This window comes from Buttiauxella noackiae (assembly GCF_000737905.1).
In the GTDB taxonomy this organism is placed as follows: Bacteria; Pseudomonadota; Gammaproteobacteria; order Enterobacterales; family Enterobacteriaceae; genus Buttiauxella; species Buttiauxella noackiae.
In genome coordinates this window covers 176,546-201,927 of sequence record NZ_JPRU01000004.1, presented here as the reverse complement: position 1 = coordinate 201,927, position 25,382 = coordinate 176,546, and the positions used below count along the sequence as shown (strand labels likewise).

24 protein-coding genes and 1 tRNA gene are annotated in these 25,382 nt (G+C 49.1%); 11 read left to right on the top strand and 14 right to left on the bottom strand.

The window, feature by feature from the left end; genetic code table 11:
* Nucleotides 1-137: 137 nt before the first annotated feature.
* From IX31_RS18660 to IX31_RS18635, 6 genes are all read right to left on the bottom strand, one after another.
* Nucleotides 138-818: an ABC transporter ATP-binding protein gene (locus IX31_RS18660; RefSeq protein WP_034460980.1), complete on the bottom strand. Its 681-nt coding sequence runs from the start codon at nt 816-818 to the stop codon at nt 138-140.
* Nucleotides 812-1,492, bottom strand: a complete 681-nt coding sequence (locus IX31_RS18655) for an energy-coupling factor ABC transporter ATP-binding protein (protein ID WP_081908682.1) — start codon at nt 1,490-1,492, stop codon at nt 812-814. Before IX31_RS18655 ends, IX31_RS18660 begins: the two co-directional genes overlap by 7 nt.
* Nucleotides 1,477-2,187: an energy-coupling factor transporter transmembrane component T gene (locus IX31_RS18650; RefSeq protein ID WP_034460978.1), complete on the bottom strand. Its 711-nt coding sequence runs from the start codon at nt 2,185-2,187 to the stop codon at nt 1,477-1,479. Before IX31_RS18650 ends, IX31_RS18655 begins: the two co-directional genes overlap by 16 nt.
* A complete protein-coding gene (locus tag IX31_RS18645) occupies nt 2,187-2,765 on the bottom strand; it encodes an ECF transporter S component (protein ID WP_034460977.1) in 579 nt (192 codons plus the stop codon). Before IX31_RS18645 ends, IX31_RS18650 begins: the two co-directional genes overlap by 1 nt.
* A gap of 29 nt (nt 2,766-2,794) precedes the next feature.
* Nucleotides 2,795-3,229, bottom strand: a complete 435-nt coding sequence (locus IX31_RS18640) for a PPC domain-containing DNA-binding protein (RefSeq protein WP_034460976.1) — start codon at nt 3,227-3,229, stop codon at nt 2,795-2,797.
* Nucleotides 3,230-3,545: 316 nt separating this feature from the next.
* Nucleotides 3,546-3,621 (bottom strand) — tRNA-Phe (locus IX31_RS18635).
* Between the two features lie 436 nt (nt 3,622-4,057).
* Between IX31_RS18635 and IX31_RS18630 the strand changes: the two genes are divergently transcribed.
* On the top strand, nt 4,058-6,196 hold the full coding sequence (locus IX31_RS18630; RefSeq protein WP_034460975.1) for an ornithine decarboxylase: 2,139 nt from the start codon (nt 4,058-4,060) through the stop codon (nt 6,194-6,196).
* Between the two features lie 44 nt (nt 6,197-6,240).
* On the opposite strand, the gene IX31_RS18625 is transcribed toward IX31_RS18630, so the two are convergent.
* From IX31_RS18625 to mutY, 4 genes are all read right to left on the bottom strand, one after another.
* On the bottom strand, nt 6,241-7,494 hold the full coding sequence (locus IX31_RS18625) for a nucleoside permease (protein WP_034460974.1): 1,254 nt from the start codon (nt 7,492-7,494) through the stop codon (nt 6,241-6,243).
* A gap of 255 nt (nt 7,495-7,749) precedes the next feature.
* On the bottom strand, nt 7,750-8,826 hold the full coding sequence (gene mltC / locus IX31_RS18620) for a membrane-bound lytic murein transglycosylase MltC (RefSeq protein ID WP_034460972.1): 1,077 nt from the start codon (nt 8,824-8,826) through the stop codon (nt 7,750-7,752).
* Between the two features lie 246 nt (nt 8,827-9,072).
* A complete protein-coding gene (locus IX31_RS18615) occupies nt 9,073-9,345 on the bottom strand; it encodes an oxidative damage protection protein (protein ID WP_034460971.1) in 273 nt (90 codons plus the stop codon).
* A gap of 2 nt (nt 9,346-9,347) precedes the next feature.
* A complete protein-coding gene (gene mutY / locus IX31_RS18610) occupies nt 9,348-10,433 on the bottom strand; it encodes an A/G-specific adenine glycosylase (RefSeq protein WP_034460970.1) in 1,086 nt (361 codons plus the stop codon).
* A gap of 278 nt (nt 10,434-10,711) precedes the next feature.
* On the opposite strand from mutY, the gene trmB reads away from it, so the two are divergent.
* The 3 genes from trmB to IX31_RS18595 are packed head-to-tail and all read left to right on the top strand — an operon-like array spanning nt 10,712 to nt 12,528.
* A complete protein-coding gene (trmB, locus tag IX31_RS18605) occupies nt 10,712-11,431 on the top strand; it encodes a tRNA (guanosine(46)-N7)-methyltransferase TrmB (protein ID WP_034460969.1) in 720 nt (239 codons plus the stop codon).
* Nucleotides 11,431-11,757: a YggL family protein gene (locus IX31_RS18600; protein WP_034460967.1), complete on the top strand. Its 327-nt coding sequence runs from the start codon at nt 11,431-11,433 to the stop codon at nt 11,755-11,757. Before trmB ends, IX31_RS18600 begins: the two co-directional genes overlap by 1 nt.
* 54 nt (nt 11,758-11,811) lie before the next feature.
* On the top strand, nt 11,812-12,528 hold the full coding sequence (locus tag IX31_RS18595; RefSeq protein ID WP_034460966.1) for a YggN family protein: 717 nt from the start codon (nt 11,812-11,814) through the stop codon (nt 12,526-12,528).
* Between the two features lie 239 nt (nt 12,529-12,767).
* Here IX31_RS18595 and leuD read toward each other — a convergent pair whose 3' ends face one another.
* Genes leuD through leuA form a run of 4 tightly spaced genes read right to left on the bottom strand, consistent with a single transcriptional unit; the run spans nt 12,768 to nt 17,452 of the window.
* Nucleotides 12,768-13,373: a 3-isopropylmalate dehydratase small subunit gene (gene leuD, locus IX31_RS18590; protein WP_034460965.1), complete on the bottom strand. Its 606-nt coding sequence runs from the start codon at nt 13,371-13,373 to the stop codon at nt 12,768-12,770.
* An 11-nt stretch (nt 13,374-13,384) separates the two neighbouring features.
* Nucleotides 13,385-14,785 carry a 3-isopropylmalate dehydratase large subunit gene (gene leuC / locus IX31_RS18585; RefSeq protein WP_034460964.1) on the bottom strand — a complete coding sequence of 467 codons (1,401 nt, stop codon included), beginning with the start codon at nt 14,783-14,785 and terminating at the stop codon, nt 13,385-13,387.
* A 2-nt stretch (nt 14,786-14,787) separates the two neighbouring features.
* Nucleotides 14,788-15,879 carry a 3-isopropylmalate dehydrogenase gene (gene leuB, locus IX31_RS18580; protein WP_034460962.1) on the bottom strand — a complete coding sequence of 364 codons (1,092 nt, stop codon included), beginning with the start codon at nt 15,877-15,879 and terminating at the stop codon, nt 14,788-14,790.
* 1 nt (nt 15,880) lies between these two features.
* Nucleotides 15,881-17,452 carry a 2-isopropylmalate synthase gene (gene leuA / locus IX31_RS18575; protein ID WP_034460961.1) on the bottom strand — a complete coding sequence of 524 codons (1,572 nt, stop codon included), beginning with the start codon at nt 17,450-17,452 and terminating at the stop codon, nt 15,881-15,883.
* An 842-nt stretch (nt 17,453-18,294) separates the two neighbouring features.
* Between leuA and leuO the strand changes: the two genes are divergently transcribed.
* The 7 genes from leuO to ftsL all read left to right on the top strand — a co-directional run bounded on the left by leuO (nt 18,295) and on the right by ftsL (nt 25,377).
* On the top strand, nt 18,295-19,239 hold the full coding sequence (leuO, locus tag IX31_RS18570) for a transcriptional regulator LeuO (RefSeq protein ID WP_034460959.1): 945 nt from the start codon (nt 18,295-18,297) through the stop codon (nt 19,237-19,239).
* A 411-nt stretch (nt 19,240-19,650) separates the two neighbouring features.
* On the top strand, nt 19,651-21,375 hold the full coding sequence (ilvI, locus tag IX31_RS18565; protein ID WP_072009481.1) for an acetolactate synthase 3 large subunit: 1,725 nt from the start codon (nt 19,651-19,653) through the stop codon (nt 21,373-21,375).
* Between the two features lie 2 nt (nt 21,376-21,377).
* The gene (gene ilvN / locus IX31_RS18560; protein ID WP_034460956.1) at nt 21,378-21,869 is read left to right on the top strand and encodes an acetolactate synthase small subunit; all 492 of its coding nucleotides are present in this window, start codon (nt 21,378-21,380) and stop codon (nt 21,867-21,869) included.
* Between the two features lie 173 nt (nt 21,870-22,042).
* Nucleotides 22,043-23,047 (top strand): catabolite repressor/activator, encoded by a 1,005-nt coding sequence (cra, locus tag IX31_RS18555; protein ID WP_034460955.1) that lies wholly within the window; start codon nt 22,043-22,045, stop codon nt 23,045-23,047.
* 564 nt (nt 23,048-23,611) lie between these two features.
* Entirely contained in the window at nt 23,612-24,070 is a 459-nt protein-coding gene (mraZ, locus tag IX31_RS18550; RefSeq protein ID WP_034460954.1) for a division/cell wall cluster transcriptional repressor MraZ, read from the top strand.
* A 3-nt stretch (nt 24,071-24,073) separates the two neighbouring features.
* Nucleotides 24,074-25,015: a 16S rRNA (cytosine(1402)-N(4))-methyltransferase RsmH gene (gene rsmH, locus IX31_RS18545; RefSeq protein ID WP_034460953.1), complete on the top strand. Its 942-nt coding sequence runs from the start codon at nt 24,074-24,076 to the stop codon at nt 25,013-25,015.
* Nucleotides 25,012-25,377: a cell division protein FtsL gene (ftsL, locus tag IX31_RS18540; RefSeq protein WP_034460952.1), complete on the top strand. Its 366-nt coding sequence runs from the start codon at nt 25,012-25,014 to the stop codon at nt 25,375-25,377. The genes rsmH and ftsL overlap by 4 nt, the downstream gene beginning before the upstream one ends.
* The last annotated feature ends 5 nt before the right edge of the window (nt 25,378-25,382 follow it).

Below are 25,382 nucleotides of genomic sequence, written 5' to 3'. Positions count from 1 at the left end.
TGCGTTATTTCAGCAAGCCACCAGAATTGTTTTTTTGTAGTCAGGTAGATATTGAAGTGAAGAGGGGACTGGTGGTGAATATGGTGAAGAGCTCTGATGGGGTAGATGTCAATTTAATGATTAACATTGATACCTCATCAACTTATATGCATTGAGTGAGTCTCCCGATCTTCGACGATAACACCATTGGCTAATCGGATCGTGCGGGAGAAATGCTGCTTCACAAAGTCATAGTCATGGCTTATAGCGAGAATAGTCGTGCCCTGCTCACGGCAGACGGACAACCATTTCGTAAAAATTGCCAGCCACTGACTGTCAAAATCGCGACTCGGTTCATCTAATAATAATAATGGCGGAGCAACGGCCGCGAGACTGGCAACTGCCACCATTCGGCGTTGACCAGCATGTAAGTCCAGAGGGTGGGCGTCCGCGACATCGGTTAACTCGCAAAGAGCGAGGGTCTGCATGATTTTCTGTTGTAGTTCATCACCGCGTATTCCTTGATGTCGTAAACCAAAAGCAATTTCATCACGTACACGGTTATGGAATATTTGCCGCTCCGCTTCCTGGAATAACACACCCACCAGAGGTGCGCGCTGTGCTGCTTTCATGCTGGCAATATTTTTGTTCTGTAAGAATACGTGCCCACTCCCCGGTTTTAATAATCCGGCAATCAGACGCAGCAACGTCGATTTTCCCGCACCGTTATCGCCAATTAGTGCCACCCATTCCCCTGAGTTAATAGTCAAATTCAGTCCATTAATGATAGGCGTAGACACTGTCGGCCATTGAAACCCCAGAGATTCAATCTTTAACATACCGATAATCGCCCCTCAGAGAGTGTCCAGGTTTGCTGGCATTCCGCCCCAATATGCGCCAGTGAGCGTTCAAAAAGTATGATGATGCACTGTTGCTGCTGGGCGTAAGTCACCAGCCGTTGCAATAAAGTTGTGGTTGCTTGTGGTGTCAGGCGGCTAAACGCTTCATCAAGTAATAACAGCTTTGGATGCATCGCCAGTGCACAGGCCATTACTACGCGCTGTGTTTCACCACCTGAAAGAGTTGCCGGATGGCGAGCCCGCAAGGCATGGCAATCGGTAAAGATCAGGGCCTGATCGATGCGATCCATAATCTCAGCCTCACTTAGGCAAAGATTTTCCGGGCCGAAAGCTATCTCTTCTTCGACAGTGAAGGTACATCCTGACAATTGTAATTGCGGTGCTTGCTGAATTAATTGCACTTGTTGGGCCATTTCAACCAGCGATCGTGAGCCTATTGGTGCATCCAGTACTCGTCCTTCGCCCAGTAAATCACCGGGCAAGAAATCAGGAAAATAACCGGCTATTAACTGTGCAAGAGTGGTTTTTCCACTGCCATTACCACCGCAGATGCCATAGAGCCCCGGAGTAGAACAGTGCAGATTGATCTCTTGCAGTTGCCAGCCTCGGCTGCCTTGTGGAGTAAAACTCAATGCGTTCAGTGCCACAGCCATAACCAGACTCCTGTTTCCAGCACCATAATCAACAGCAGGACGTAGCGAATAACACGTTGCAACGCGCTATCCGGTGGTGCCCATAGAGTGGTGCGCTTCGGATGCAGGCGGAACGCACGCATATCTAGCGCAGAACTCCGCGCCGTTAAATCATTTAAGGCACTGTGAGTCAGCGGCATCAGCAGTGCCGGAATATAACGCAGACGTTGATACCAGCGGCCATCAAGCGGTACACCGCGAGCAAGTTGTGCTTCGTAAATTGCCGCGAGTTGCGCGCGTAATTGTTCGACAATCAGCAGTGGCCCGGCAAGCAAATAGGTCATTCCAGGCGGCAATCTACTGGCAAAAAGTGCGCGAATAATGCGTTGTGCTGGCACAAACTGCAGCAAAATTTGTCCACTACTAAGCAATGCCAGCAGCCGCAACCATAAGGCTACCGCTCTCAGTAGTTGATGATTATCACGAGCTTCACCGTGTAACCACCACGCCAACCAGCCGCTGTGCACCAGCCACAGACCTCCAGCCATCGGTAGCATTACCCACACCACATAACGCCAGCGGTGACGGGTACTTTTCATCACAATGAGCGCGAGGAACATCGCCAGGCTGTAAGACAGAAGGGGATAACCCAGCGGCATCAGCAAGCTGCTGATGCCGAGTACCACCCAAATGGTCAGGGAGGTAAAAGGATGCATTAGCGGACGGCTGCCATTGCAGGGAAGTTACGTAAAGTCCGTTGCGGCATATTGCGTACCAGCAACCAGACGAGAATCGCCGTGACTATTTTATCTACCAGATTGGCGCCCAGAACGGTCATTGCCACCGACTCAATCAGGTCATTACCCATTGAATGCACATATGCGACAAAGAAGTCAGCGCCACTACCGGTGACTCCACCAAACAGATAGGTGCGGATCGGTACGGCGATGATGGTCACAGCCAGCGTGATCACCACGCCGCTGACAATCACTTTTGGCAGTGAACGGAACCAGCCTGCGCGCGCCAGTAAACCCGCAACCAGGCCAATGACCATGGCTACTGGAGCAAATGCCGCTGCAATCGGATCGGTTAATAATCCCCAAATAATATTGGTCAGTAACCCTGCCAACATGCCGATAATCGGACCGGCGAGAACCGCACTGAGCAATGTCCCGATTGAGTCTAGAAAAATTGGCAATTTCAGCATCGACACTAACTGACCTGCAATCATGTTGATAGCGATAGAAATAACAATCAAAACCAGTGTCTGACTGGACAACCTTTTACGTGCCATAAGTACCCCAAAGATAAAAGAAGAATGACCTATTTGTTCTGGATATGGCGTGGTGTAACACTCAGTTCGTCATACCCCGAAAGCGCACAAGGTTGTCGGTTAAATGAAAGATCGTTCAATTCCCCAATCACCAGCTCAAGAGTGGTGCGAACCAGGCAGCCGTCCATCACATGGCCACCTGTCATCTGCCCATTTTTATCGGCTACCGATAAGTGCAGATGTTCGCCACCTTCTTCAAGCGTGCCAATAAGCGACACCACCTCAAATTTTCCGCTCAATAAGGTCGTTTCTTCGCGCCCGGCATAGCGAAAAGCCACTTCGCTCAGGCTACCGACGCAACCGCTTATCCATGCAGCATGTAACCCGTGTAAGCGAATAAAATCGCGTAACGCACTGAGCAATTCTTGTTGTGGTATGAGACGCAAAGCATAAAAACGTGCCGTTGATGGCGTAGATGTCACCACAGTGAGATCCTCTAAACCAAGATTTTGAGATACAGAAAAATAAAGCTCTACGTTCAGTAGAGAGTTTAGTGGCGTCAGACAGGCAGGATGTACTTCAGGAGGGTAATTAATTCCAGTTAACTCCGAACCTCGGACGTTAAGGCACATAATAGGGAGTGATTTAGCCAATGTATATGACATATATCAGCTAAAACTGGCATAGGTTCGAGGCTGAATCAGTACGAGTAATCGAACCTTTAAGCATTAAAAAAGGGGCGATGAAGAGTCCAAATCCCCAATAGCAAAAAACCCGCCATAGGCGGGTTCTTCTAAATAGTGGTGCCCGGACTCGGAATCGAACCAAGGACACGGGGATTTTCAATCCCCTGCTCTACCGACTGAGCTATCCGGGCAACGGGGCGCATTAAACCGTAAAGGCCGTTTGGCGTCAACGGTTTTGTGTTAATAAGCCGTGCGTTTGCACGAATAATGTGCTCCAGGTAACAGCGCTGTCTTGAACCACAGGTCAGAAGGTGCCATGATTGCGCGAAATTTCACACATCTGAGACGGGACGCTTATTGATGTTTATAGTCACTGTTTACCGACATCTTTCGACAGCGCTCGTTCACCTTTCTGCACTCACCCGAAGACCCTTGCACACCATGCGGTGAGGGCAACGCACGCTCGCTGTAGGACATCAGTAAAATCAGGCGATGCCTGGTTTTACTGATGTCTGGCGGTCGGAGTGGGTATCATCCTGCAGACCATCAAGACACATTCGCCGGGGAATGCTCCCTTTGCTGTGCCACATGGCACTCACTCATCCTTGAACTCTGGGATTTGTGCATATGAAATCTTTAAAAATTGCCGCCAGCCACGATGTGGTTGCAACTGTTTCCACGCATCGTGAAGTGGTTGCGCTTGATAGCACAGACTTCACTGATGTCGCCGCTGTTGTGCTTTCTGTCGCGGATAGTCGCAGCGGCATTCTGGCGCTGCTCAAACGCACGGGTTTTTCGATTCCTGTTTTTTTAGCGGCTGATGAATGGTCAGGCGAGCAAGAAGGGATCACGGGGCTGATAACCGGCAAAGCGCAGGATTATCTGGAACTGGAAACCGCCGCTGTCGATTATGAAGAAAGCTTGCTGCCGCCATTTTTCGATACGTTGACGAAATATGTCGCGATGGAAAACAGCACTTTTGCCTGCCCGGGGCACCAGCACGGTGAGTTTTTCAAAAAACATCCGGCAGGGCGCCAGTTCTATGATTTCTTTGGCGAAAATCTATTCCGTGCTGATATGTGCAATGCGGACGTTAAACTCGGCGATTTGTTGATCCATGAAGGATCGGCCAAACATGCGCAGAAGTTTGCTGCCAAAGTATTTAATGCCGATAAAACGTACTTCGTTTTAAACGGTACGTCGGCTGCAAACAAAGTCGTGACAAATGCGCTGCTAACCCGTGGCGATTTGGTCCTGTTCGATCGCAATAACCATAAATCAAACCACCACGGCGCATTGATTCAGGCGGGGGCGACACCGGTTTATCTGGAGGCGTCTCGCAATCCATTTGGTTTTATCGGCGGAATTGATGCGCACTGCTTTGATGAAAAGTATCTGCGTGAATTGATCGCAGAAGTTGCCCCGGAACGTGCTCAGCAAAAACGCCCGTTCCGCCTTGCAATTATCCAGCTCGGTACTTATGACGGCACGGTTTATAACGCGCGTCAGGTCGTGGATAACATCGGCCATCTTTGCGATTACATTCTGTTTGATTCAGCATGGGTCGGCTATGAGCAATTCATCCCGATGATGGCTGATTGCTCGCCGCTGCTCTTGGACCTGAACGAAAACGATCCTGGCATTTTTGTTACGCAATCGGTGCATAAACAGCAGGCTGGATTCTCGCAAACGTCGCAGATCCACAAGAAAGATAACCATCTGCGTGGGCAAGCGCGTTTTTGTCCGCATAAACGTTTGAACAATGCTTTCATGCTGCATGCTTCAACCAGCCCTTTCTACCCGTTGTTTGCCGCTCTTGATGTGAATGCGAAAATTCACGAAGGGGAGAGCGGCCGCCGCCTGTGGGCTGAGTGTGTCGATCTGGGGATTGAAGCGCGTAAAGCGATTATCGCTAACTGCAAGATGATCAAACCCTTTATTCCACCAGTGGTTGCGGGTAGACCATGGCAGGATCACCCAACAACCGCAATTGCTCAGGAGCGCCGTTTCTTCAGCTTTGAGCCGGGTGAAAAGTGGCACGGCTTTGAAGGATATGCGCAGGATGAATACTTTGTTGATCCTTGCAAGCTGCTGCTGACTACGCCGGGGATCGATCCTCAAACAGGGCAATATACGGACTTTGGTGTGCCTGCGGCGATCCTCGCAAACTACCTGCGTGAAAACGGTATTGTCCCCGAAAAAGCAGACCTCAACTCGATTCTATTCCTGCTGACGCCTGCGGAAAGTGTGGAGAAGATGGCGAATCTGGTCGCGATGCTGGCGCAATTTGAACAGCATATTGAAGATGATACGCCGCTGGTGGACGTACTGCCGACTATCTATCAGAAGTATTCCCAACGCTATAAAGGCTACACGCTGCGTCAACTTTGTCAGGAGATGCACGATCTTTACGTCAGCTTTGAAGTGAAGGATCTGCAAAAAGCGATGTTCCGCAAAGCCAGCTTCCCTGCCGTTGCCATGAACCCGCAGGATGCAAACAGCGAGTTTATTCGCGGCAATGTGGAACTGGTGCGTCTGAGCCAGTCAGAAGGGCGCATTGCAGCGGAGGGAGCGTTGCCGTATCCACCAGGTGTGCTTTGCGTGGTGCCAGGCGAAGTCTGGGGAAGTGCTGCGCTGCGTTATTTCCTGGCGCTCGAGGAAGGCGTGAACATGCTGCCGGGCTTCTCGCCGGAGTTGCAGGGTGTTTATAGCGAAACGGATGCGGATGGGATTAAGCGCCTTTACGGATATATGGTTAAGGCGTAATAAAAAACTCCCCGTTTCAGTTTCGAAACGGGGAATGTTCACGATCAAACCACAGGCTGGGCAGCAACTGGCGTTCTGACGTGTTTGTATTTGAACAGTGCCACAAAGGCGAAGGCCAGTACCAGTGAATAACCGGCGAAAATCAGCCATACGGTCTGCCAATCGGTAATCCCTGCTGTAGTGAAATTCTCCACCACTTTACCGCTGACAATCCCACCCAGGATGCAACCAAAACCGTTTGTCATCATCAGGAACATGCCCTGTGCACTGGCACGGATTTCTGGTCTCACCTCTTTTTCAACAAATACTGAACCGGAAATGTTGAAGAAGTCGAAGGCGCAACCGTAGACGATCATCGACAGTACCAGTAACACGGTGCCCATTGGTGACGGGTCGCCAAAGGCAAACAGACCAAAGCGTAACATCCACGCTACGATACTGATAAGCATCACGTTTTTAATGCCGTAACGAATCAGGAAGAACGGAATCGTCAGGATAAATACTGTTTCGGAAATCTGCGAAATCGACATCAGCACAGATGCGTGTTCGACAATAAAGCTGCTGGCGAACAGCGGGTTTTGGTCAAAACTGTGCAGGAAGGTGTTACCAAACATATTGGTAATTTGCAGTTCGGCACCTAACAGCATCGAGAAGATGAAGAAAATAGCCATGCGCTTGTTTTTAAATAAGGCGAAGGCATCCAGCCCAAGCATTGAAGTCCAGCTCTGGTTTTTCTGCGCGTTAGCAACCGGGATGTGCGGTAGCGTTAGAGTGAACAGGGCTAAAACGACTGACAGCGTTGCGCCGATATAAAGCTGCATATGACTTAATTCAAAACCTGAGAAGCTCACGCCCCACATGGCGAAGATAAAGCCAATGGTTCCCCAGATACGGATTGGCGGGAAGTCCCTGACAATATCCATTCCCGCTGATTGCAGGCGATAGTAAGAGATGGTGTTCACCAGCCCAAGCGTTGGCATATAGGCCAGGGAGTTCAGCAGAATAACGATGAACATCGCGCCTGGTGTTGTGACCTGTGCGGCGAAATACAAGGTGATGGCGCCAACGATATGGCAAGCCGCGTAGAGCCAGCGTGCACTAATCCATTTGTCCGCAATAATGCCGAGTAACGTCGGCATGAATACCGCAGCGATACCCAACGAACTGTACACCGCGCCGATGGCTGCGCCATCAAACTTAAGGGTGACGAACATATAGGAGCCGAGCGTGGTGAGCCAACTCCCCCACAGGCAGAACTGCAGAAACGAAAGTATTTTTAGCTGCAGCTTAAGGTTCATGTAAATTTCCTCACAGGATTTTGGTATTGAATGTTTCGTTTCTAACATATGACATGAAATATGTTATGAAAGTAACATTAGCAGTGCCGTGAAGTAATTTTTGGTACATTCAGCAAATAAATGAAAACATCCTCAAATTGCATTCGAGAATAGTGATTTCGGTTACACTTTTTGCGCGATCTGGCGATAAAACGGGGGAGGAGCGATATCTCCCACCGTAGAAACGACGGGTGGGAGATATGACAAGCATCAGAATTAGCGTCGGCGGTAACTCTTCTGCGCGGTGTTCACTTTGTAGAGATAATTACGTGATTCTGCAGAAGGGTGGCGCGTGGTCAGAGTCTGGTAGACATCCCCAGGTTCCATGCTGTTGATAATGTTGAAGGCACGGGTTTTGTCGCTGTTGAACACGCGTAACACGCTGCCTGCACCGCCGTTGTAAGCCGTTATCATTGCGTAACGACGCGATGTCGGATTATCAATGCCACTCAAGTAGCTGTTTTGCAAAATGGCGAGATAAGCGGTACCGGTGTCGATATTGCTTTCAGGATCAAACAAATAGCTGCGGCTTGGCTTGCCCCATTTCCCTTGCGATTTAAATACATCAACCCCGGCGCTGTGCTGCACAACCTGCATCAGCCCCAGGGCGTCTGCGTGGCTGACTGCGTACGGGTTGAAGCTTGATTCAGTCTGCATAATGGCCAGAATCAACGATTCATCGACGCCGTATTTCTTCGATGCTTTACGCACCATGCTGATATATTTATGTGCTCGTTTATCAAGGTGGTTTGGTACCAGATTGATAGTCACGCTATAAACAATTTTAAGCCCGGTACTGCGGCTTTTCAGACGAGTTTGCAGCAGATAGTCAGCAAATTTGGCAGCGCGTCCTTCCCAACGAATCGCCTGGCCGGTGTTATCAACCACCTGGCCATACAGGAACGGTTGTTTGGAGATCAATACATCGTTGGCATCGGAATAAAGATCGATAGAGCCAGGATCGTCACCCATCAGCAAAGTGGTGATGATCGCCTGGCGCAGGTGCGCCGCAGGATCTGTGCCAGCAATGGTTTCAATGGTAATCGTACCGTCGTCAAAGTTGATATGGCTACGGGTCAAATATTGATCGGTATATTTTACGTAGTCTTTGGGCCCTGCAATCAACACTTCCTTCATGCCCCAGATATTTTCGATGTTGTGAGCAAATTGCCCCATCAAAATATCGAAACCATTGGTGTCCTTAACAAAAGCCTCGTTATAGGAATCATCTTTTTTGCTCGAACATGAGATGAGCAACGGAACAACCAGAGCTAGCGCGAGAAATTTTTTCATCGTTCAGTGTATGCGTTGTGCTTGATGTGGTTTGTACCCGTCATATTTCAAGTTGCAGGAGTGTTGGCTGCAGTCAAAAATCCCGGTCACTCACTTTAGTAAGTTCCGGGAGATTTGTATTCTGCCGCGTTACTCGGCGTAGCCTCGCCCCAAAGGGACCAGCGCTTACGCTGTTCAAAAGGCTGAAGCCTTTTGTTCTGCAACTTAAATTACTCTGGGTATGTAAGGGTTAGTGACCCTGTATTTTTATTTTTCTGGCGGCGTGTAGCCTTCGATGTGGACTTCTTTGCCTTCGAACAGGAAATTGACCATTTCAGCTTCCAGCTCTTTGCGATGCTCTGGATTCATCATGCTCATTTTACGTTCGTTGATCAGCATGGTTTGCTTTGCCTGCCACAACGCCCACGCTTCTTTAGAGATTTCGTTATAAATACGTTTGCCTAGTTCGCCTGGATAAAGTTGGAAATCCTGGCCTTCTGCGTCACGTTGTAGGTAAGTACAAAAAATAGTTCTGCTCATCATTATTCCTCTTCAACGGCTCGGGCCGCTTTTACGACTACCGGCTCGGCGTGCAATTGCTGTAATAAACGCTCTACAGGGGCGGCCAGTCCTACGGACGGTGGCTGCGCTAAGTTATACCAGAGAGCGGTTCCTTCATCCATGCACCCACTGAATGAAGGCACTGGGAGCCACATTGGAACGATGTCCAAATGGAAGTGGCTGAATGTATGGCGGAAGGCGGTTAATTGCGTCAGATTATCTGCTGGAAGCTGGTGTTGTGCCAGCCAGTCGCGCAGCTCCTTTTCGGTTGTGAACTGTGGGAAGCAGTACAAACCACCCCACAGACCAACCGGTGGGCGCTGGGCAAGCAGTACGCTGTCCTGGTGCTGCATCATTAGTAAATAGCCGGTGCGTTCCGGTATGGTGACCTTAGGCTTCTTACCAGGATAACTGGCCCAACTGTTATTGGCATAGGCCACGCAGATATTATTCACCGGGCAAAGTTCGCATTTTGGTTTCGAGCGGGTACAAACCATCGCTCCAAGATCCATCATTGCTTGGTTAAACTGGCCCACGCCTTGCGCTGGCGTGACCTGCTCGGTTATATCCCACAGCTTCTTCTCAACATCTTTTTTACCCGGCCAGCCTTCAATGGCATAACAACGTGCAAGCACGCGTTTTACGTTGCCATCGAGAATCGGGAAGTGTTTACCGAGTGACAGGGAAAGAATCGCACCCGCAGTCGAGCGGCCAACGCCCGGCAATGCGGCCACTTCTTCAAAAGTTTCCGGGAACTTGCCGCTATGCTGGTTCGCCACCATTTGCGCAGCTTTATGTAGGTTACGGGCGCGGGCGTAGTACCCCAGTCCAGTCCACAAATGCAGTACTTCATCAAGAGGCGCGTTGGCGAGATCTGTGACAGTCGGGAAGCGCTCCATAAAACGCTCAAAGTAAGGAATGACGGTAGCAACTTGCGTTTGTTGCAACATCACCTCAGACAGCCATACTTTATAAGGCGTTTTTTCGAGTTGCCATGGCAGTGTCTTGCGCCCGTATTTTTGGTACCAGTCGAGAACCTGGTGGGAGAATTGCGGCGCTTGTGTCATTGTTGCCAGGTCATCCGATAAATATGTGAATTATACCCGTCACCCTTCAATATGCAGGGGTGTTGGCTGCTCTCATTCACCCGAATCACTTACTCAAGTAAGCTTATCGGGGTTCACTCGATTGCCGCCTACCTGCATCTTGAAGTAACTTGGGTATAGGGGGCTGATTCCAGCACAGACGACTCCGTGCTGTAAACCGGAACTTTCTGGTGCTTGCTTCTCATCATTAACTTTGGATAATGCCCGTTCCCCAAATACTAACTCTAAGCCTGAACACCATGAAAAATGACGTCATCTCACCGGAATTTAATGAAGAAGGCCGCGCAATGCGCCGGATTCGTAGTTTTGTACGCCGCCAGGGCCGCCTGACTAAAGGGCAGGAGTTCGCTCTGGAAAACTACTGGCCGGTGATGGGCGTTGAATATCAAGACGCGCCTGTTGATTTTACCGAGCTGTTTGGCCGCGAAGCGCCAGTCACGCTGGAGATCGGTTTCGGCATGGGTACGTCGTTGGTGGCAATGGCAAAGGCTAATCCACAGCAGAACTTTTTGGGTATAGAAGTACATTCACCGGGCGTTGGTGCATGCCTCGCGACGGCTCACGAAGAAGGTGTCGAGAACCTGCGTGTGATGTGCCACGATGCGGTCGAAGTGTTGCAAAAAATGGTTCCTGACAATTCTTTATCCATGGTTCAGCTCTTTTTCCCTGATCCGTGGCACAAAGCGCGTCATAATAAGCGCCGTATCGTTCAAGTGCCGTTTGCCGAACTGGTAAAAAGCAAACTGAAACTGGGTGGTGTTTTCCATATGGCAACCGACTGGGAACCTTATGCAGAACACATGCTCGAAGTGATGTCCTCTATTGATGGTTATAAAAACCAGTCAGAGACTAACGACTACGTACCGCGCCCGGATTCACGTCCGGTGACCAAATTTGAACAACGTGGCCATCGTCTTGGTCACGGCGTATGGGACTTAATGTTCGAGAGGGTAAAGTAATGGCAATTAATCGTAGCCGTCGTTTGCGTAAGAAAATGCACATTGATGAGTTCCAGGAATTGGGCTTTTCTGTTGCATGGCGTTTCCCGGAAGGCACCTCCGAAGAACAAATCGATAAAACCGTTGATGCATTTATTGACGAAGTTATTGATAAGAATGGTTTGGCCTTTGATGGTGGTGGCCACCTATCCTGGGAAGGCTTAATCTGCCTGCAGGAAATTGGCAAATGTACCGAAGAGCATCAGGCTCTGGTGCGCAAATGGCTTGAAGATCACAAGGCAGAAGACGTTCGCACTAGCGATCTGTTTGATGTCTGGTGGGATTGATTGAAATAGTACAAATGGGCTGGTGAAAACCGGCCCTTTTTTTCAGGAGTAACTATGATTCGTAAGGCTCTGATGGGCGTTCTGCTGCTAACCGCGATGCAGGCGCAGGCAGACTATAAATGTAGCGTCACGCCTCGCGATGACGTGGTTATTAATCCGCAGTCCGTTCAGGTTGTGGGTGAGAATGGCAATCTGGTTATTGCCCCCGATGGCAGCCTGAAATTTAATGGCAAGTCGCACACATTAAACGCAACTCAGCGCCAATTGGCAGTAAATTACCAGAAAGCACTGCGTAGCGATCTCCCGTGGATCAACAACGGTGCATTGACCCGTGTTGAAAAAGGGCGTGTCGCGCTGGATAAAATCATCGCTCAGCAAGCCGGTGAGAGCAGCAGTATGCGTGGGCGTCTGACCAAACTCGACGCGCAGCTTAAAGAGCAGATGAACCGCATCATTGAAACGCGTCAGGATGGCTTAACCTTCCATTACAAAGCGATTGATCAGGTGCGTGCCGATGGGCAACAACTGGTAAATCAGGCGATGGGCGGCATCCTTCAGGACAGTATCAATGAGATAGGGGCCAAAGCCGTTCTCAAAGGTGGCGGTAATCCGTTGCAAAACGTGCTCGGTAGCCTCGGTGGTTTGCAGACCGCAGTTCAGAATGAGTGGAAAAATCAGGAAAAAGATTTCGAGCAGTTTGGCCGCGACGTTTGCAGCAAAGTGGTGACGCTGGAAGGGCAGCGGAAGGGGCTGGTTGAAACTCTTAAGTAAAATACCCGTCATACTTCAAGCTGCAGGGGTGTTGGCTGCACTCACTCACCCCAGTCACTTACTAAAGTAAGCTTCTGGGGATTATGAGCCTCGTCCATGAGGCTCACACTTCGGGCCAGCGCAAGCGCTGTTCAAATCTGTTCCTGACAGATTTGTCCCTCCCTTGCCGCCTACCTGCAACTCGAATTATTTAGGGTATTAAATTGTGGGTGAAGTTTGGGTTTCACCCGCCATGATACTTAACGCATAAACGCTGGTTGTTTCTGCTCGTAAGCAGAAATAGAACCTTCGTGTTGCAGCGTCAGGCCGATACTATCCAGCCCTTCTAACATGCAGTGGCGGCGGAAAGTATCGATATTAAATGAATAGCTTTTCTCACCTGCAATCACGGTTTGCGCTTCCAGATCGACTACAAATTTAATCCCAGGATTTGCTGCAACCAGTTTGAACAGCTCATCGACTTCTTCTTCGCTCAACGTCACCGGCAGCAGCTGGTTGTTGAATGAGTTACCGTAGAAAATATCTGCAAAGCTTGGTGCGATAACCACTTTAAAACCGTAATCGGTTAAAGCCCACGGAGCGTGTTCACGTGAAGAGCCACAGCCGAAGTTTTCACGCGCCAGCAAAATAGAGGCACCTTTAAACTCCGGGAAGTTCAGCACGAACTCAGGGTTTGGCTTTTGCCCTGCATCATCCAGGAAACGCCAGTCGTTAAACAGATGAGCGCCAAAACCGGTGCGTGTGACTTTCTGCAAAAACTGCTTAGGAATAATTGCGTCGGTATCAACGTTTGCGGCATCCAGCGGAACGACCAGGCCGGTATGTTGGATAAATTTCTCTGCCATGGTGTTTTCCCTTATTTCAACGTGCGGATGTCAGCAAAGTGACCGGATACAGCGGCGGCCGCTGCCATTGCCGGGCTAACCAGGTGTGTGCGGCCACCGCGGCCCTGGCGGCCTTCAAAGTTACGGTTGCTGGTGGAGGCGCAACGCTCACCTGGCTCCAGGCGGTCGTTGTTCATCGCAAGGCACATTGAGCAGCCCGGCAAACGCCATTCAAAGCCGGCTTCGATGAAAATCTTATCCAGGCCTTCAGCTTCCGCCTGCGCTTTTACCGGACCGGAACCCGGAACCACTAACGCCTGCACGCCTGGTGCCACTTTACGGCCTTTGGCAATTTGCGCCGCAGCACGTAAATCTTCAATGCGCGAGTTGGTGCATGAACCGATAAATACTTTGTCAATAGCGACTTCGGTTAATGGAATACCCGGTTTCAGGCCCATATAGGCCAATGCTTTCTCGGCAGAAGCGCGTTCAACGGGGTCTGCGAAGGATTCAGGATTCGGGATGTTTTCCGTAACGGAAATCACCTGGCCTGGGTTTGTGCCCCAGGTAACTTGGGGGGCGATTTCAGCGGCATCCAGCGTGACAATAGTGTCGAAGTGAGCCCCTTCGTCGGTGCTGAAGGTTTTCCAGTATGCCACTGCATCATCCCACTCGGCAGCTTTTGGTGCATGCAGACGGCCTTTTACGTAGTCGAAGGTAGTTTGGTCTGGCGCCACAATACCGGCTTTGGCCCCCATTTCGATTGCCATGTTGCACAGCGTCATGCGGCCTTCCATCGACAGCGCCTGAATTGCGCTACCACAGAATTCCACCACATGCCCGGTGCCGCCAGCGCTACCGGTTTTGCCAATAATCGCCAGCACAATGTCTTTGGCTGTAATACCTGGTGCGGCGGTGCCGGTCACTTCAATCTTCATGGTTTTCGCACGACCCTGTTTCAGGGTTTGCGTTGCCAGAACATGTTCAACTTCTGAAGTACCGATACCGAATGCCAGTGCGCCAAATGCGCCGTGGGTCGCGGTATGGGAGTCGCCACAAACAATGGTCATGCCAGGCAATGTAATGCCTTGCTCAGGGCCCATCACGTGGACAATACCCTGGAATGGGTGGTTAAGGTCATACAGTTCAACGCCGAACTCTTTGCAGTTCTTCATCAACTCTTGCATTTGAATGCGGGCCATTTCGCCAGAAGCGTTGATGTCTTTAGTCTGCGTAGAAACGTTGTGGTCCATGGTGGCAAAGGTTTTGCCTGGCTGACGCACCGGGCGCTTGTGCGCACGCAGGCCATCAAACGCCTGCGGGGAGGTCACTTCGTGAACCAGATGACGGTCGATATACAGCAGTGGCGTTTCATCCACCGCTTCGTAAACGACGTGGGCATCGTACAACTTCTGATATAACGTCTTCGCCATGATTATTTCCCCTCTGCCACGAAGTGAGCAATGGTATCGCCCATTTCGTCGGTGCTGATTGCATTGCCATCGCGAGCCAAATCGCCGGTACGGAAACCTTCTTCCAGCGCAATGTTGATAGCGTTTTCGATGGCCAAAGCGGCCTCTTCAGCGTCCAGGCTGTAGCGCAATAACAGAGCCAGAGACAGGATTTGCGCAATTGGGTTAGCAATATTTTTACCTGCAATATCTGGCGCGGAGCCGCCCGCAGGTTCATACAGGCCAAAACCTTGCTCGTTCAGGCTTGCAGAGGGCAACATGCCCATAGAGCCGGTGATCATTGCGCACTCGTCAGACAGAATATCGCCAAACAGGTTGGAGCACAGCAACACGTCAAACTGAGACGGGTCTTTAATCAACTGCATGGTGGCGTTGTCGATGTACATGTGCGTCAGCGTGACGTCCGGGTATTCGTTGGCGATTTCATTAACGATTTGGCGCCACATTACCGAAGATTGCAGTACGTTAGCTTTATCAATCGAGGTGACGATGTTCCGGCGTTTGCGGGCGGACTCGAAAGCTATACGCGCGATACGTTCGATCTCGAAGCGGTAATAAACTTCAGTATCAAAAGCTTTTTCATGCATACCGGAGCCTTCGCGACCTTTCGGCTGGCCGAAGTAGATACCGCCAGTCAATTCACGCACACACAGAATGTCGAAACCGTTAGCGGCGATATCTGCACGCAGTGGGCAAAATTCTTCCAGGCCTTTATACAAGCGGGCAGGGCGCAGGTTGCTGAATAATTTAAAGTGCTTGCGCAGCGGCAGCAATGCGCCACGTTCAGGTTGTTCAACCGGCGGCAGGTGCTCCCATTTCGGGCCGCCTACGGAGCCGAACAGAATGGCATCAGCTTGCTCGCAGCCTTCAACGGTAACTGGTGGCAATGGGTTGCCGTGACGGTCGATGGCAATCCCACCCACGTCATATTGACTGGTGGTAATACGCATATCGAAGCGCGTACGAACTGCATCCAGCACTTTCAACGCCTGAGCCATAACTTCTGGGCCAATGCCGTCCCCCGGCAATACTGCTATATGATGAGTTTTTGACATGTCACACGGTTTCCTGATTATTTTCTTTATTATGAGCTTTGCGTTGCAATTCTTTTTCGACGATGCCTGCGCGCCAGATGTTGTTCAGCACATTTATCATCGCTTTCGCTGAAGATTCTACGATATCGGTCGCAAGTCCTACGCCATGGAAGCGGCGGCCTTTATGAGTCACAACAATATCTACCTGACCCAGAGCATCTTTACCCTGACCTTTCGCGGACAGCTGATATTTCACTAATTCGACATCGTAATTGGTGATGCGGTTAATCGCCTGGTAGACCGCATCGACCGGGCCGTTGCCTGTTGCTGCTTCAGACTGCGTTTCTTCACCGCATTGCAACTGGACAGAAGCGGTTGAAATCACACTTGAGCCCGACTGCACGTTGAAGTATTCCATGCGGAAGTGTTCTGGCTCTTCTTGTTGCTTGCCAATGAACGCCAGCGCTTCCAAATCGTAGTCAAAGACCTGCCCTTTTTTGTCGGCCAGTTTCAGGAAAGCGTCGTACAAAGAGTCCAGGTTGTAATCGTCCTCTTTATAACCCATCTCTTCCATGCGGTGTTTCACAGCCGCGCGACCAGAACGGGATGTCAGGTTCAACTGCACCTGATTCAGACCAATAGTTTCCGGGGTCATGATTTCGTAGTTTTCACGGTTTTTCAGCACGCCATCCTGGTGAATACCGGAGGAGTGAGCGAAAGCATTGGAACCGACGATGGCTTTGTTGGCAGGGATTGGCATGTTGCACAGCTGGCTAACGATTTGGCTGGTGCGGTAAATTTCATGGTGATTGATATTGGTATGCACGTCTAACATTTGGCCGCGTACTTTAATCGCCATAATGACTTCTTCCAGCGCGGTGTTACCGGCACGTTCGCCGATACCGTTCAGTGTACCTTCAACCTGACGAGCACCCGCCTGAATTGCAGCGATAGAGTTACCTGTTGCCATGCCCAGATCGTCGTGGCAGTGAACGGAGATAATGGCTTTATCAATGTTAGGTACGCGATTATACAAAGTCTGAATAATGCCGCCGAACTGTACCGGTGTGGTATAACCCACGGTGTCTGGAATGTTGATAGTTGTAGCGCCTGCGCCAATGGCGGCTTCTACTATACGGCACAGGTTATCGATTGGAGTACGGCCTGCATCTTCACATGAGAACTCTACGTCGTCAGTGTAGTTACGGGCGCGTTTAACAGAATTGACTGCGCGAGCTAACACATCATCGAAGGTGCTGCGTAATTTGGTTTCAATGTGCATGGTGGACGTGGCCAGAAACACATGAATACGGAATGCTTCAGCAATCTTCAACGCTTCAGCAGCAACATCAATATCTTTATCAACACAGCGAGCGAGACCACATACACGGCTATTTTTGATATTGCGAGCGATGGTCTGTACAGATTCGAAGTCGCCAGGAGATGAAACCGGGAAACCAACTTCCATTACGTCAACACCCATACGTTCCAGCGCCATCGCAATTTGCAGCTTCTCTTTTACACTCAGACTTGCCTGTAATGCCTGCTCACCATCACGCAAAGTAGTATCGAAAATAATGACTTGTTGGCTCATGTTGTGGTCCTTTCTCGTCTTAGGGGCCCTTGCTACGAGCATAAAAAAACCCGCGCAGTGGCGCGGGTTTTTTCTGTCTGATGGCTTGAATCAACGTTCGATTTCGCCCACCAGCCTACCGCGCAAAGAAGTTGCGTTTAGTAGTAGACCTAGTAGGCGAATGGTGCGAATCATGTTTTCAAGCCCCAAGTGAATTCGTTATGCATTTATTGGTACTTGATCTGCCCTGCTGTGTCAACAATCGATTCTCTCAGGCACAGTTTTGGGGATAGTTAGGTGGGTGTGATGGACAGTTATTTGTGCTGGTATATCAATTTTTCATAATATTTATAAAAGGTATGAAAAAGGACTGCTTACCGTTTTATGTGAAAATGAAATCATCAGAAACAATTAAAAATAATATGTTTTCTATCACTTTCATTCATCATGATTATGATTTAAGAGGGTTATTCACGGTCATGACTCTATTTTAGGAATTTGTCTCCTTTCCTTATCACTCGATTACCAGTAGAACTATTGTTTCCGACCAGAGATGTTATCCATGATTGATATATAATTCATTGGGTGAATCATTGTGCGTAAAGTCATTTTGTGATTTCATTAGCCTGATTCAGGAATCAATTGACTGAAAGAAGTTATTTGCATCTTTATAGTTGTACCAGACTTGTCAGTAGCTAAAGCCGTGTTGGCGTGTCAGGGAACATGAATAAAAAATTATATTTTTATTTTTAAATGATGTTTTCAATCGTATTGATCAGCATGTTCTGCTTAGCAAGTGATAATAAGGATAGCCCGCAGAATTAATCTGTGAAAAAGGACGAACCATCTTAGTGGAGTTAGCCATGTCTGATAATTATGTAGAACAACCAACAGCTCATGATGGGTTTAAACCTCAACTACGTTCTGTTGATTTAAATTTATTAACTGTATTTGATGCTGTTATGCAAGTGCAGAATATTACCCGTGCAGCTCAAACTCTGGGGATGTCTCAGCCCGCAGTGAGTAATGCGGTAGCCCGATTGAAAATAATGTTCAATGATGAGCTATTCGTGCGGTATGGTCGAGGTATACAGCCTACGGCTCGCGCTTTCCAACTGTTTGGCTCCATCCGCCAGGCTTTACAGTTGGTACAGAATGAGTTGCCAGGAGCAGGCTTTGATCCAGGCTGCAGTGAAAGGGTGTTTAACATTTGTGTCAGCAGTCCTTTAGACAATTTTTTAACATCAGTTATCTTTAATAATGTGAAACGCTTTGCGCCAGGAATTCAGTTACTCTTTAAGTCGTCTTTAAATAAAGATATTGAACATCAATTGCGTTATCAGGAAACAGAGTTTGTTATTAGCTATACTGAATTTCGTCGTCCTGAGTTTACATGTATTCCATTATTTGAAGATGAAATGGTCCTGGTGGCTAGTAAGAAACATCCACGTTTAGTTAAACCATTAACTGAAGAAGATATTTATAACGAAAAACATGCGGTTGTTTCTCTGGAACGCTTTGCATCATTCAGTGCACCATGGTATCAAACAGCAGATAGACTAGCCTGTATTGCCTATCAAGGCATGGCAATGACCAGCGTTTTAAATATTGTGTCGCAGACGCAACTGGTTGCGATAGCACCACGCTGGTTAGCAGAGGAGTTTTCTGACTCACTTAATTTGCAAACATTCCCATTGCCGCTAAAGGATAATACGGTCACTTGTTATTTATCGTGGCATGAAGCCGCCGGCCGCGATAAAGGGCACCAATGGATGGAGAAATTGCTAACCACGGTGTGTAGTAAATAGATTTAGAATCTTCTTCTGAGTTATCCGGGTGGTTAAAACCATCCGGTTATCCTTCTTTTATTGGTTTTTGTAGTTTTTTCCGCTTTAGTTGATTTTGTGCTTTCTCTCCAGAACATCTGATAAATCGCGCGCTAATTAGATTTATCCTGCAAAGCCACCATTCGTAATATTTTCAGTCATCATTTCTCCTTATATTCAGAGCTTAACTCTGCCAGTCGAGGGTTTTGTAGTGGTCGCAAGAAAATCCCTGTTTGAGGCGTGAACATTGGTAATTGATTGCCTGATTTTCAACGGTTATGTTAGGTAACTATCAATAATAAAAAGACATATGCAGGGCGCAACAACCTGCCTCAACGACTTAGCTGAAATGATTTCGGTGGTCGGTCAAACACGTAAGCCTGGAGGCAAACCATGGAGATGTTGTCAGGAGCCGAGATGGTCGTCCGATCGCTTATCGATCAGGGCGTTAAACATGTATTCGGTTACCCAGGAGGCGCAGTACTCGATATCTATGATGCGCTTCATACTATTGGCGGCATTGATCACGTGCTGGTACGCCATGAACAAGCAGCAGTGCATATGGCTGATGGCCTGGCGCGTGCAACCGGCGAAGTAGGTGTCGTGCTGGTGACATCTGGTCCCGGTGCCACAAATGCGATTACAGGTATCGCCACTGCTTATATGGACTCCATTCCAATGGTGGTGCTTTCTGGTCAGGTTGCTACATCGCTGATTGGCTATGATGCATTCCAGGAGTGCGACATGGTGGGGATTTCGCGTCCGGTCGTGAAACACAGCTTTCTAGTCAAACAAGCAGAAGACATTCCTGGCATCATCAAAAAAGCCTTCTGGCTTGCTGCAAGTGGTCGCCCTGGGCCGGTTGTGGTCGATTTGCCAAAAGACATTATGAGTCCGGCAAATAAGTTCCCTTACAGTTACCCCGAAACAGTCAGTATGCGTTCTTACAACCCCACAACTCAGGGGCACAAAGGGCAAATTAAGCGCGCATTGCAAACCTTGCTGGCGGCGAAAAAGCCGGTCATGTATGTCGGTGGTGGAGCGATCACGTCTGGCTGCCATGATGAGCTGCTTGAGTTAGCCCAGAAGCTGAATATTCCGGTGGTCTCCTCTTTAATGGGTCTTGGCGTGTTTCCAGGGACTCATCGGCAGGCATTAGGCATGTTAGGTATGCACGGAACCTACGAAGCCAACATGGTGATGCACAACTCCGATGTAATTTTCGGTGTCGGTGTGCGCTTTGATGACCGAACCACCAACAATCTCGCGAAGTACTGCCCGAATGCGACAGTGCTGCATATTGATATCGACCCAACTTCTATTTCTAAAACTGTCGGTGCGGATATTCCTATTGTTGGCGATGCGCGTCAGGTTTTACAACAAATGCTGGAGCTGGTGGTGCAGGAAGATATGTCGCAATCCTGCGATGATATCCGTGACTGGTGGCACCAGATTGAGCAATGGCGTGCACGTCAGTGTCTGGAGTTTGACAGAACAAGCGATAAGATTAAGCCGCAGGCGGTGATTGAAACTATCTATCGTTTGACCAAAGGCGAGGCTTACGTCACCTCAGATGTCGGTCAGCACCAAATGTTTGCTGCACTTTATTACACCTTTGATAAACCTCGCCGTTGGATTAACTCTGGTGGCCTCGGCACTATGGGCTTTGGTTTGCCAGCCGCACTGGGTGTGAAGCTGGCATTACCAGACGAAACCGTGGTTTGTGTTACGGGTGATGGCAGTATTCAAATGAATATCCAGGAACTCTCTACCGCGCTGCAATACGGTTTGCCGGTATTGGTGCTTAACCTCAACAACCGTTATCTCGGTATGGTGAAACAGTGGCAAGACATGATTTATTCTGGCCGCCATTCTCAATCCTACATGGAGTCGTTACCTGATTTTGTGCGTGTTGCGGAAGCTTATGGGCATGTTGGGATCAACATTAACGAGCCGCATGAGCTGGAAAGCAAACTGATCGAAGCGCTGGAGGCGGTAGGTAACCAGCGTCTGGTATTTGTCGACGTCGCAGTTGATGGCACTGAGCATGTGTACCCAATGCAGATCCGTGGCGGTGGTATGGATGAGATGTGGTTAAGCAAAACGGAGAGAACCTGATTATGCGCCGGATATTATCTGTATTACTCGAAAATGAGTCCGGGGCGCTGTCCCGTGTTATAGGCTTATTTGCTCAGCGCGGTTACAACATTGAAAGTCTGACTGTGGCTCCGACTGACGATCCCACCCTGTCTCGCATGACTATCCAAACGGTTGGTGATGCGAAAGTGTTGGAGCAGATTGAAAAGCAACTGCATAAACTAGTGGATGTCCTGCGTGTCAGCGAACTGGTGCAAGGGGCGCATGTCGAGCGTGAAATCATGCTGGTAAAAGTGCAGGCAAGTGGTTACGGGCGTGAAGAAGTGAAGCGCAACGCAGAAATCTTCCGTGGGCAAATCATTGATGTCACACCAACGCTCTACACGGTTCAACTGGCAGGAACCAGCGACAAACTGGATGCGTTCCTGAATACCATTCGTGAAGTGGCTAAGATTGTGGAAGTAGCACGCTCAGGTATTGTAGGCGTATCGCGTGGCGATAAGATTATGCGCTAGCCGGTAAAGGCGGCTAAATAATAAACCCGGTAAAACACGTACCGGGTTTTTTTTGCAAATGGCGCAGCAACTGCCAGCAAAAGCGGTTGCCCGAGGTATTATTCTGCGCTTAGATGATAAAAATGAAACCATGACCAGGGTATGGTTATGGAAATCCTAAATAAGGGGCTACTGTGAAATTGGATGAAATCGCGCGCCTGGCTGGAGTTTCGCGCACCACGGCGAGCTACGTCATCAACGGTAAGGCAAAACAGTATCGCGTTAGCGATAAGACCGTTGAGAAAGTCATGGCAGTTGTACGCGAACATAACTACCACCCGAATGCTGTGGCTGCAGGATTACGTGCCGGGCGCACGCGTTCTATCGGATTAGTTATTCCAGACCTTGAGAACACAAGTTATACCCGTATCGCCAACTATCTGGAGCGTCAGGCTCGTCAGCGTGGATATCAGTTGCTTATCGCGTGCTCTGAAGATCAACCTGATAATGAAATGCGTTGTATTGAGCATCTGCTACAACGCCAGGTTGATGCGATCATTGTTTCAACTTCATTGCCACCTGAACACCCTTTCTATCAGCGTTGGGCAAACGATCCGTTTCCTATCATCGCACTTGACCGTGCACTCGATCGTGAAAATTTCATCAGCGTAGTCGGTGCAGATCAGGAAGACGCGGAGATGCTGGCCAGCGAGCTGCGTACTTTCCCTGCTGAAACGGTTCTTTATCTTGGCGCGTTGCCGGAATTGTCAGTTAGTTACTTGCGTGAACAAGGTTTCCGCAGCGCGTGGAAAGATGATCCACGTGAAGTGCACTTCTTATATGCGAATAGTTATGAGCGTGAAGCAGCAGCGCAGCTTTTTGATAAGTGGTTGGAAACTCACCCAATGCCGCAGGCTCTGTACACCACTTCTTTTGCATTATTACAAGGTGTCATGGATGTAACATTGCGTCGTGAAGGGCATTTGCCGTCAGAGCTAGCTATTGCGACTTTCGGAGACAATGAGCTGCTTGATTTCCTGCAATGTCCAGTATTGGCTGTTGCGCAGCGCCACCGTGATGTAGCGGAACGAGTACTGGAATTAGTATTGGCAAGCCTCGATGAGCCACGTAAACCTAAGCCTGGATTAACCCGTATTCGTCGTAATCTATATCGCCGTGGCAGTTTAAGTCGGCACTAACAAGAGTTGGCAGTTACGGCTGCCATTCTTAATTAAGAATAATCCCGTTTTATTTCCCATGGTTATTCAGGTAATTATTTTTCATTGATAATAGACACTTCTCTTAATTCCAGAATCGATATAATTCCTCCTTCTGAATTATTTTGTTACATAGCAGTGTGTAAAAGTGCCCGATAATTAAACAATAGTTCTTAGTGAGCATTCAAACTAACCCGCAGCCCGCGTTTCGCCTGCATCTGGCGCTGTTATCCTGCAGAGAAATACCTTAAAATGCCGACCGCGTCGCAAACTGAACACTTCATATTTTACCTTGCAGGTTTTCAGTCGATTTAACGATATTTATGCTTATTGATCTTTTTTCTTTCAAATATTCATAACGTTAATTTTGCATCGTGGATGTAGCGCCTTTTCACGCCAGTCAATTATCAATCGCTTAGGAGATGAAAATTATTTCCATCAGCGTTGTAGCTTGCTTGACAAGGTTTTCCTCCGCTCCGTAAACTCCTTTGGGTGGGAATTTGTGGGTCAAAGTGGTGGAAAGGGGAATTTAAGGGTGAGGCTGGCATGTTCCGTGGGGCAACATTAGTCAATCTCGACAGCAAAGGGCGGCTTGCCGTACCTACCCGTTACCGGGATGCGCTTGTCGAAACCTCTGAAGGTCAGATGGTTTGTACCATCGACATTCATCACCCATGCCTGCTGCTTTATACCCTTCCCGAGTGGGAAATTATCGAACAAAAGCTAGCTCGTCTGTCGAGCATGAACCCGGTTGAACGTCGCGTGCAGCGACTATTACTGGGCCATGCCAGTGAATGTCAGATGGATAGCGCCGGGCGATTATTGCTGGCACCTGTTTTGCGCCAATACGCCGGGCTAACCAAAGAAGTGATGCTGGTTGGGCAGTTCAATAAGTTTGAACTGTGGGATGAAACGACCTGGCATCAACAGGTCAAGGAAGACATCGACGCTGAGCAGACTACGACGACTACCTTGTCGGACCGTCTGCAGGACTTGTCACTATAAATAATGATGGAAAATTTTAAACATACTTCAGTCCTGCTTGATGAGGCCGTGAATGGTCTCAACATTCGTCAGGATGGCATTTACATTGATGGCACGTTTGGCCGCGGTGGTCACTCTCGCTTGATTCTTTCCCAACTGGGACCAGAAGGGCGCCTGTTGGCAATCGACCGCGATCCTCAAGCGATTGAGGCTGCTAAGGCAATTGATGATCCGCGTTTCTCTATCATTCATGGACCTTTCTCTGAATTAGCTGAATATGCACGCGAACGCGACTTACTAGGCAAAATTGACGGCATCTTGTTGGATCTTGGCGTCTCTTCCCCACAACTTGATGATGCAGAACGCGGCTTCTCGTTTATGCGTGATGGCCCGTTGGATATGCGTATGGACCCGACTCGTGGCCAGTCAGCTGCGGAATGGTTGCTCAGTGCTGAAGAAGCAGATATCGCCTGGGTGATTAAAACCTTCGGTGAAGAAAAGTTTGGTAAACGTATTGCGCGCGCCATTATTGAGCGCAACCGCGAACAGCCAATGACACGCACTAAAGAACTTGCGACGGTTGTAGCTGCGGCAATGCCGGTTAAAGACAAATTCAAACACCCGGCCACGCGTACTTTCCAGGCTATTCGTATCTGGATAAACAGCGAACTTGAAGAGATCGAAAAGGCACTGAAAGGCTCGATTGAAACACTGGCAACGGGTGGGCGCCTGTCAATTATCAGTTTCCATTCTCTTGAAGACCGCATTGTTAAGCGCTTTATGCGCGAAAACACCCGTGGCCCACAGGTTCCTGCCGGTATCCCAATGACTGAAGCCCAGCTCAATAAGCTCGGTGGCAGGTATTTAAAATCAATCGGCAAAATGATGCCAGGTGATGAAGAAGTGGCGGAAAACCCGCGCGCGCGTAGTTCGGTGCTGCGCATCGCTGAAAGGACGAACGCATGATCAGCAAAGTGGCAGAAGCCCTACATAAAGTTACTGGCCAGTTGAGCAGTGGCGAGCGGCATGCACTACCAGGAGTGATTGGTGGTGATTTGTTGCGTCATGGGAAACTACCACTGATCTTGTTCACCTCCATTATCATTACTGCCATTTTTGTTGTGACAACCGCTCACCACACCCGTCTGCTCACCGCTCAGCGTGAGCAAATGGTTGTGGAACGTGATGCGCTGGATATCGAATGGCGAAATCTGATTTTGGAAGAAAATGCACTGGGCGATCATAGCCGGGTGGAGCGGGTCGCAACGGAAAAGCTGCAATTGCAGCATGTTGACCCATCGCAGGAAAATATAGTAGTTCAGCAATAAGGAAT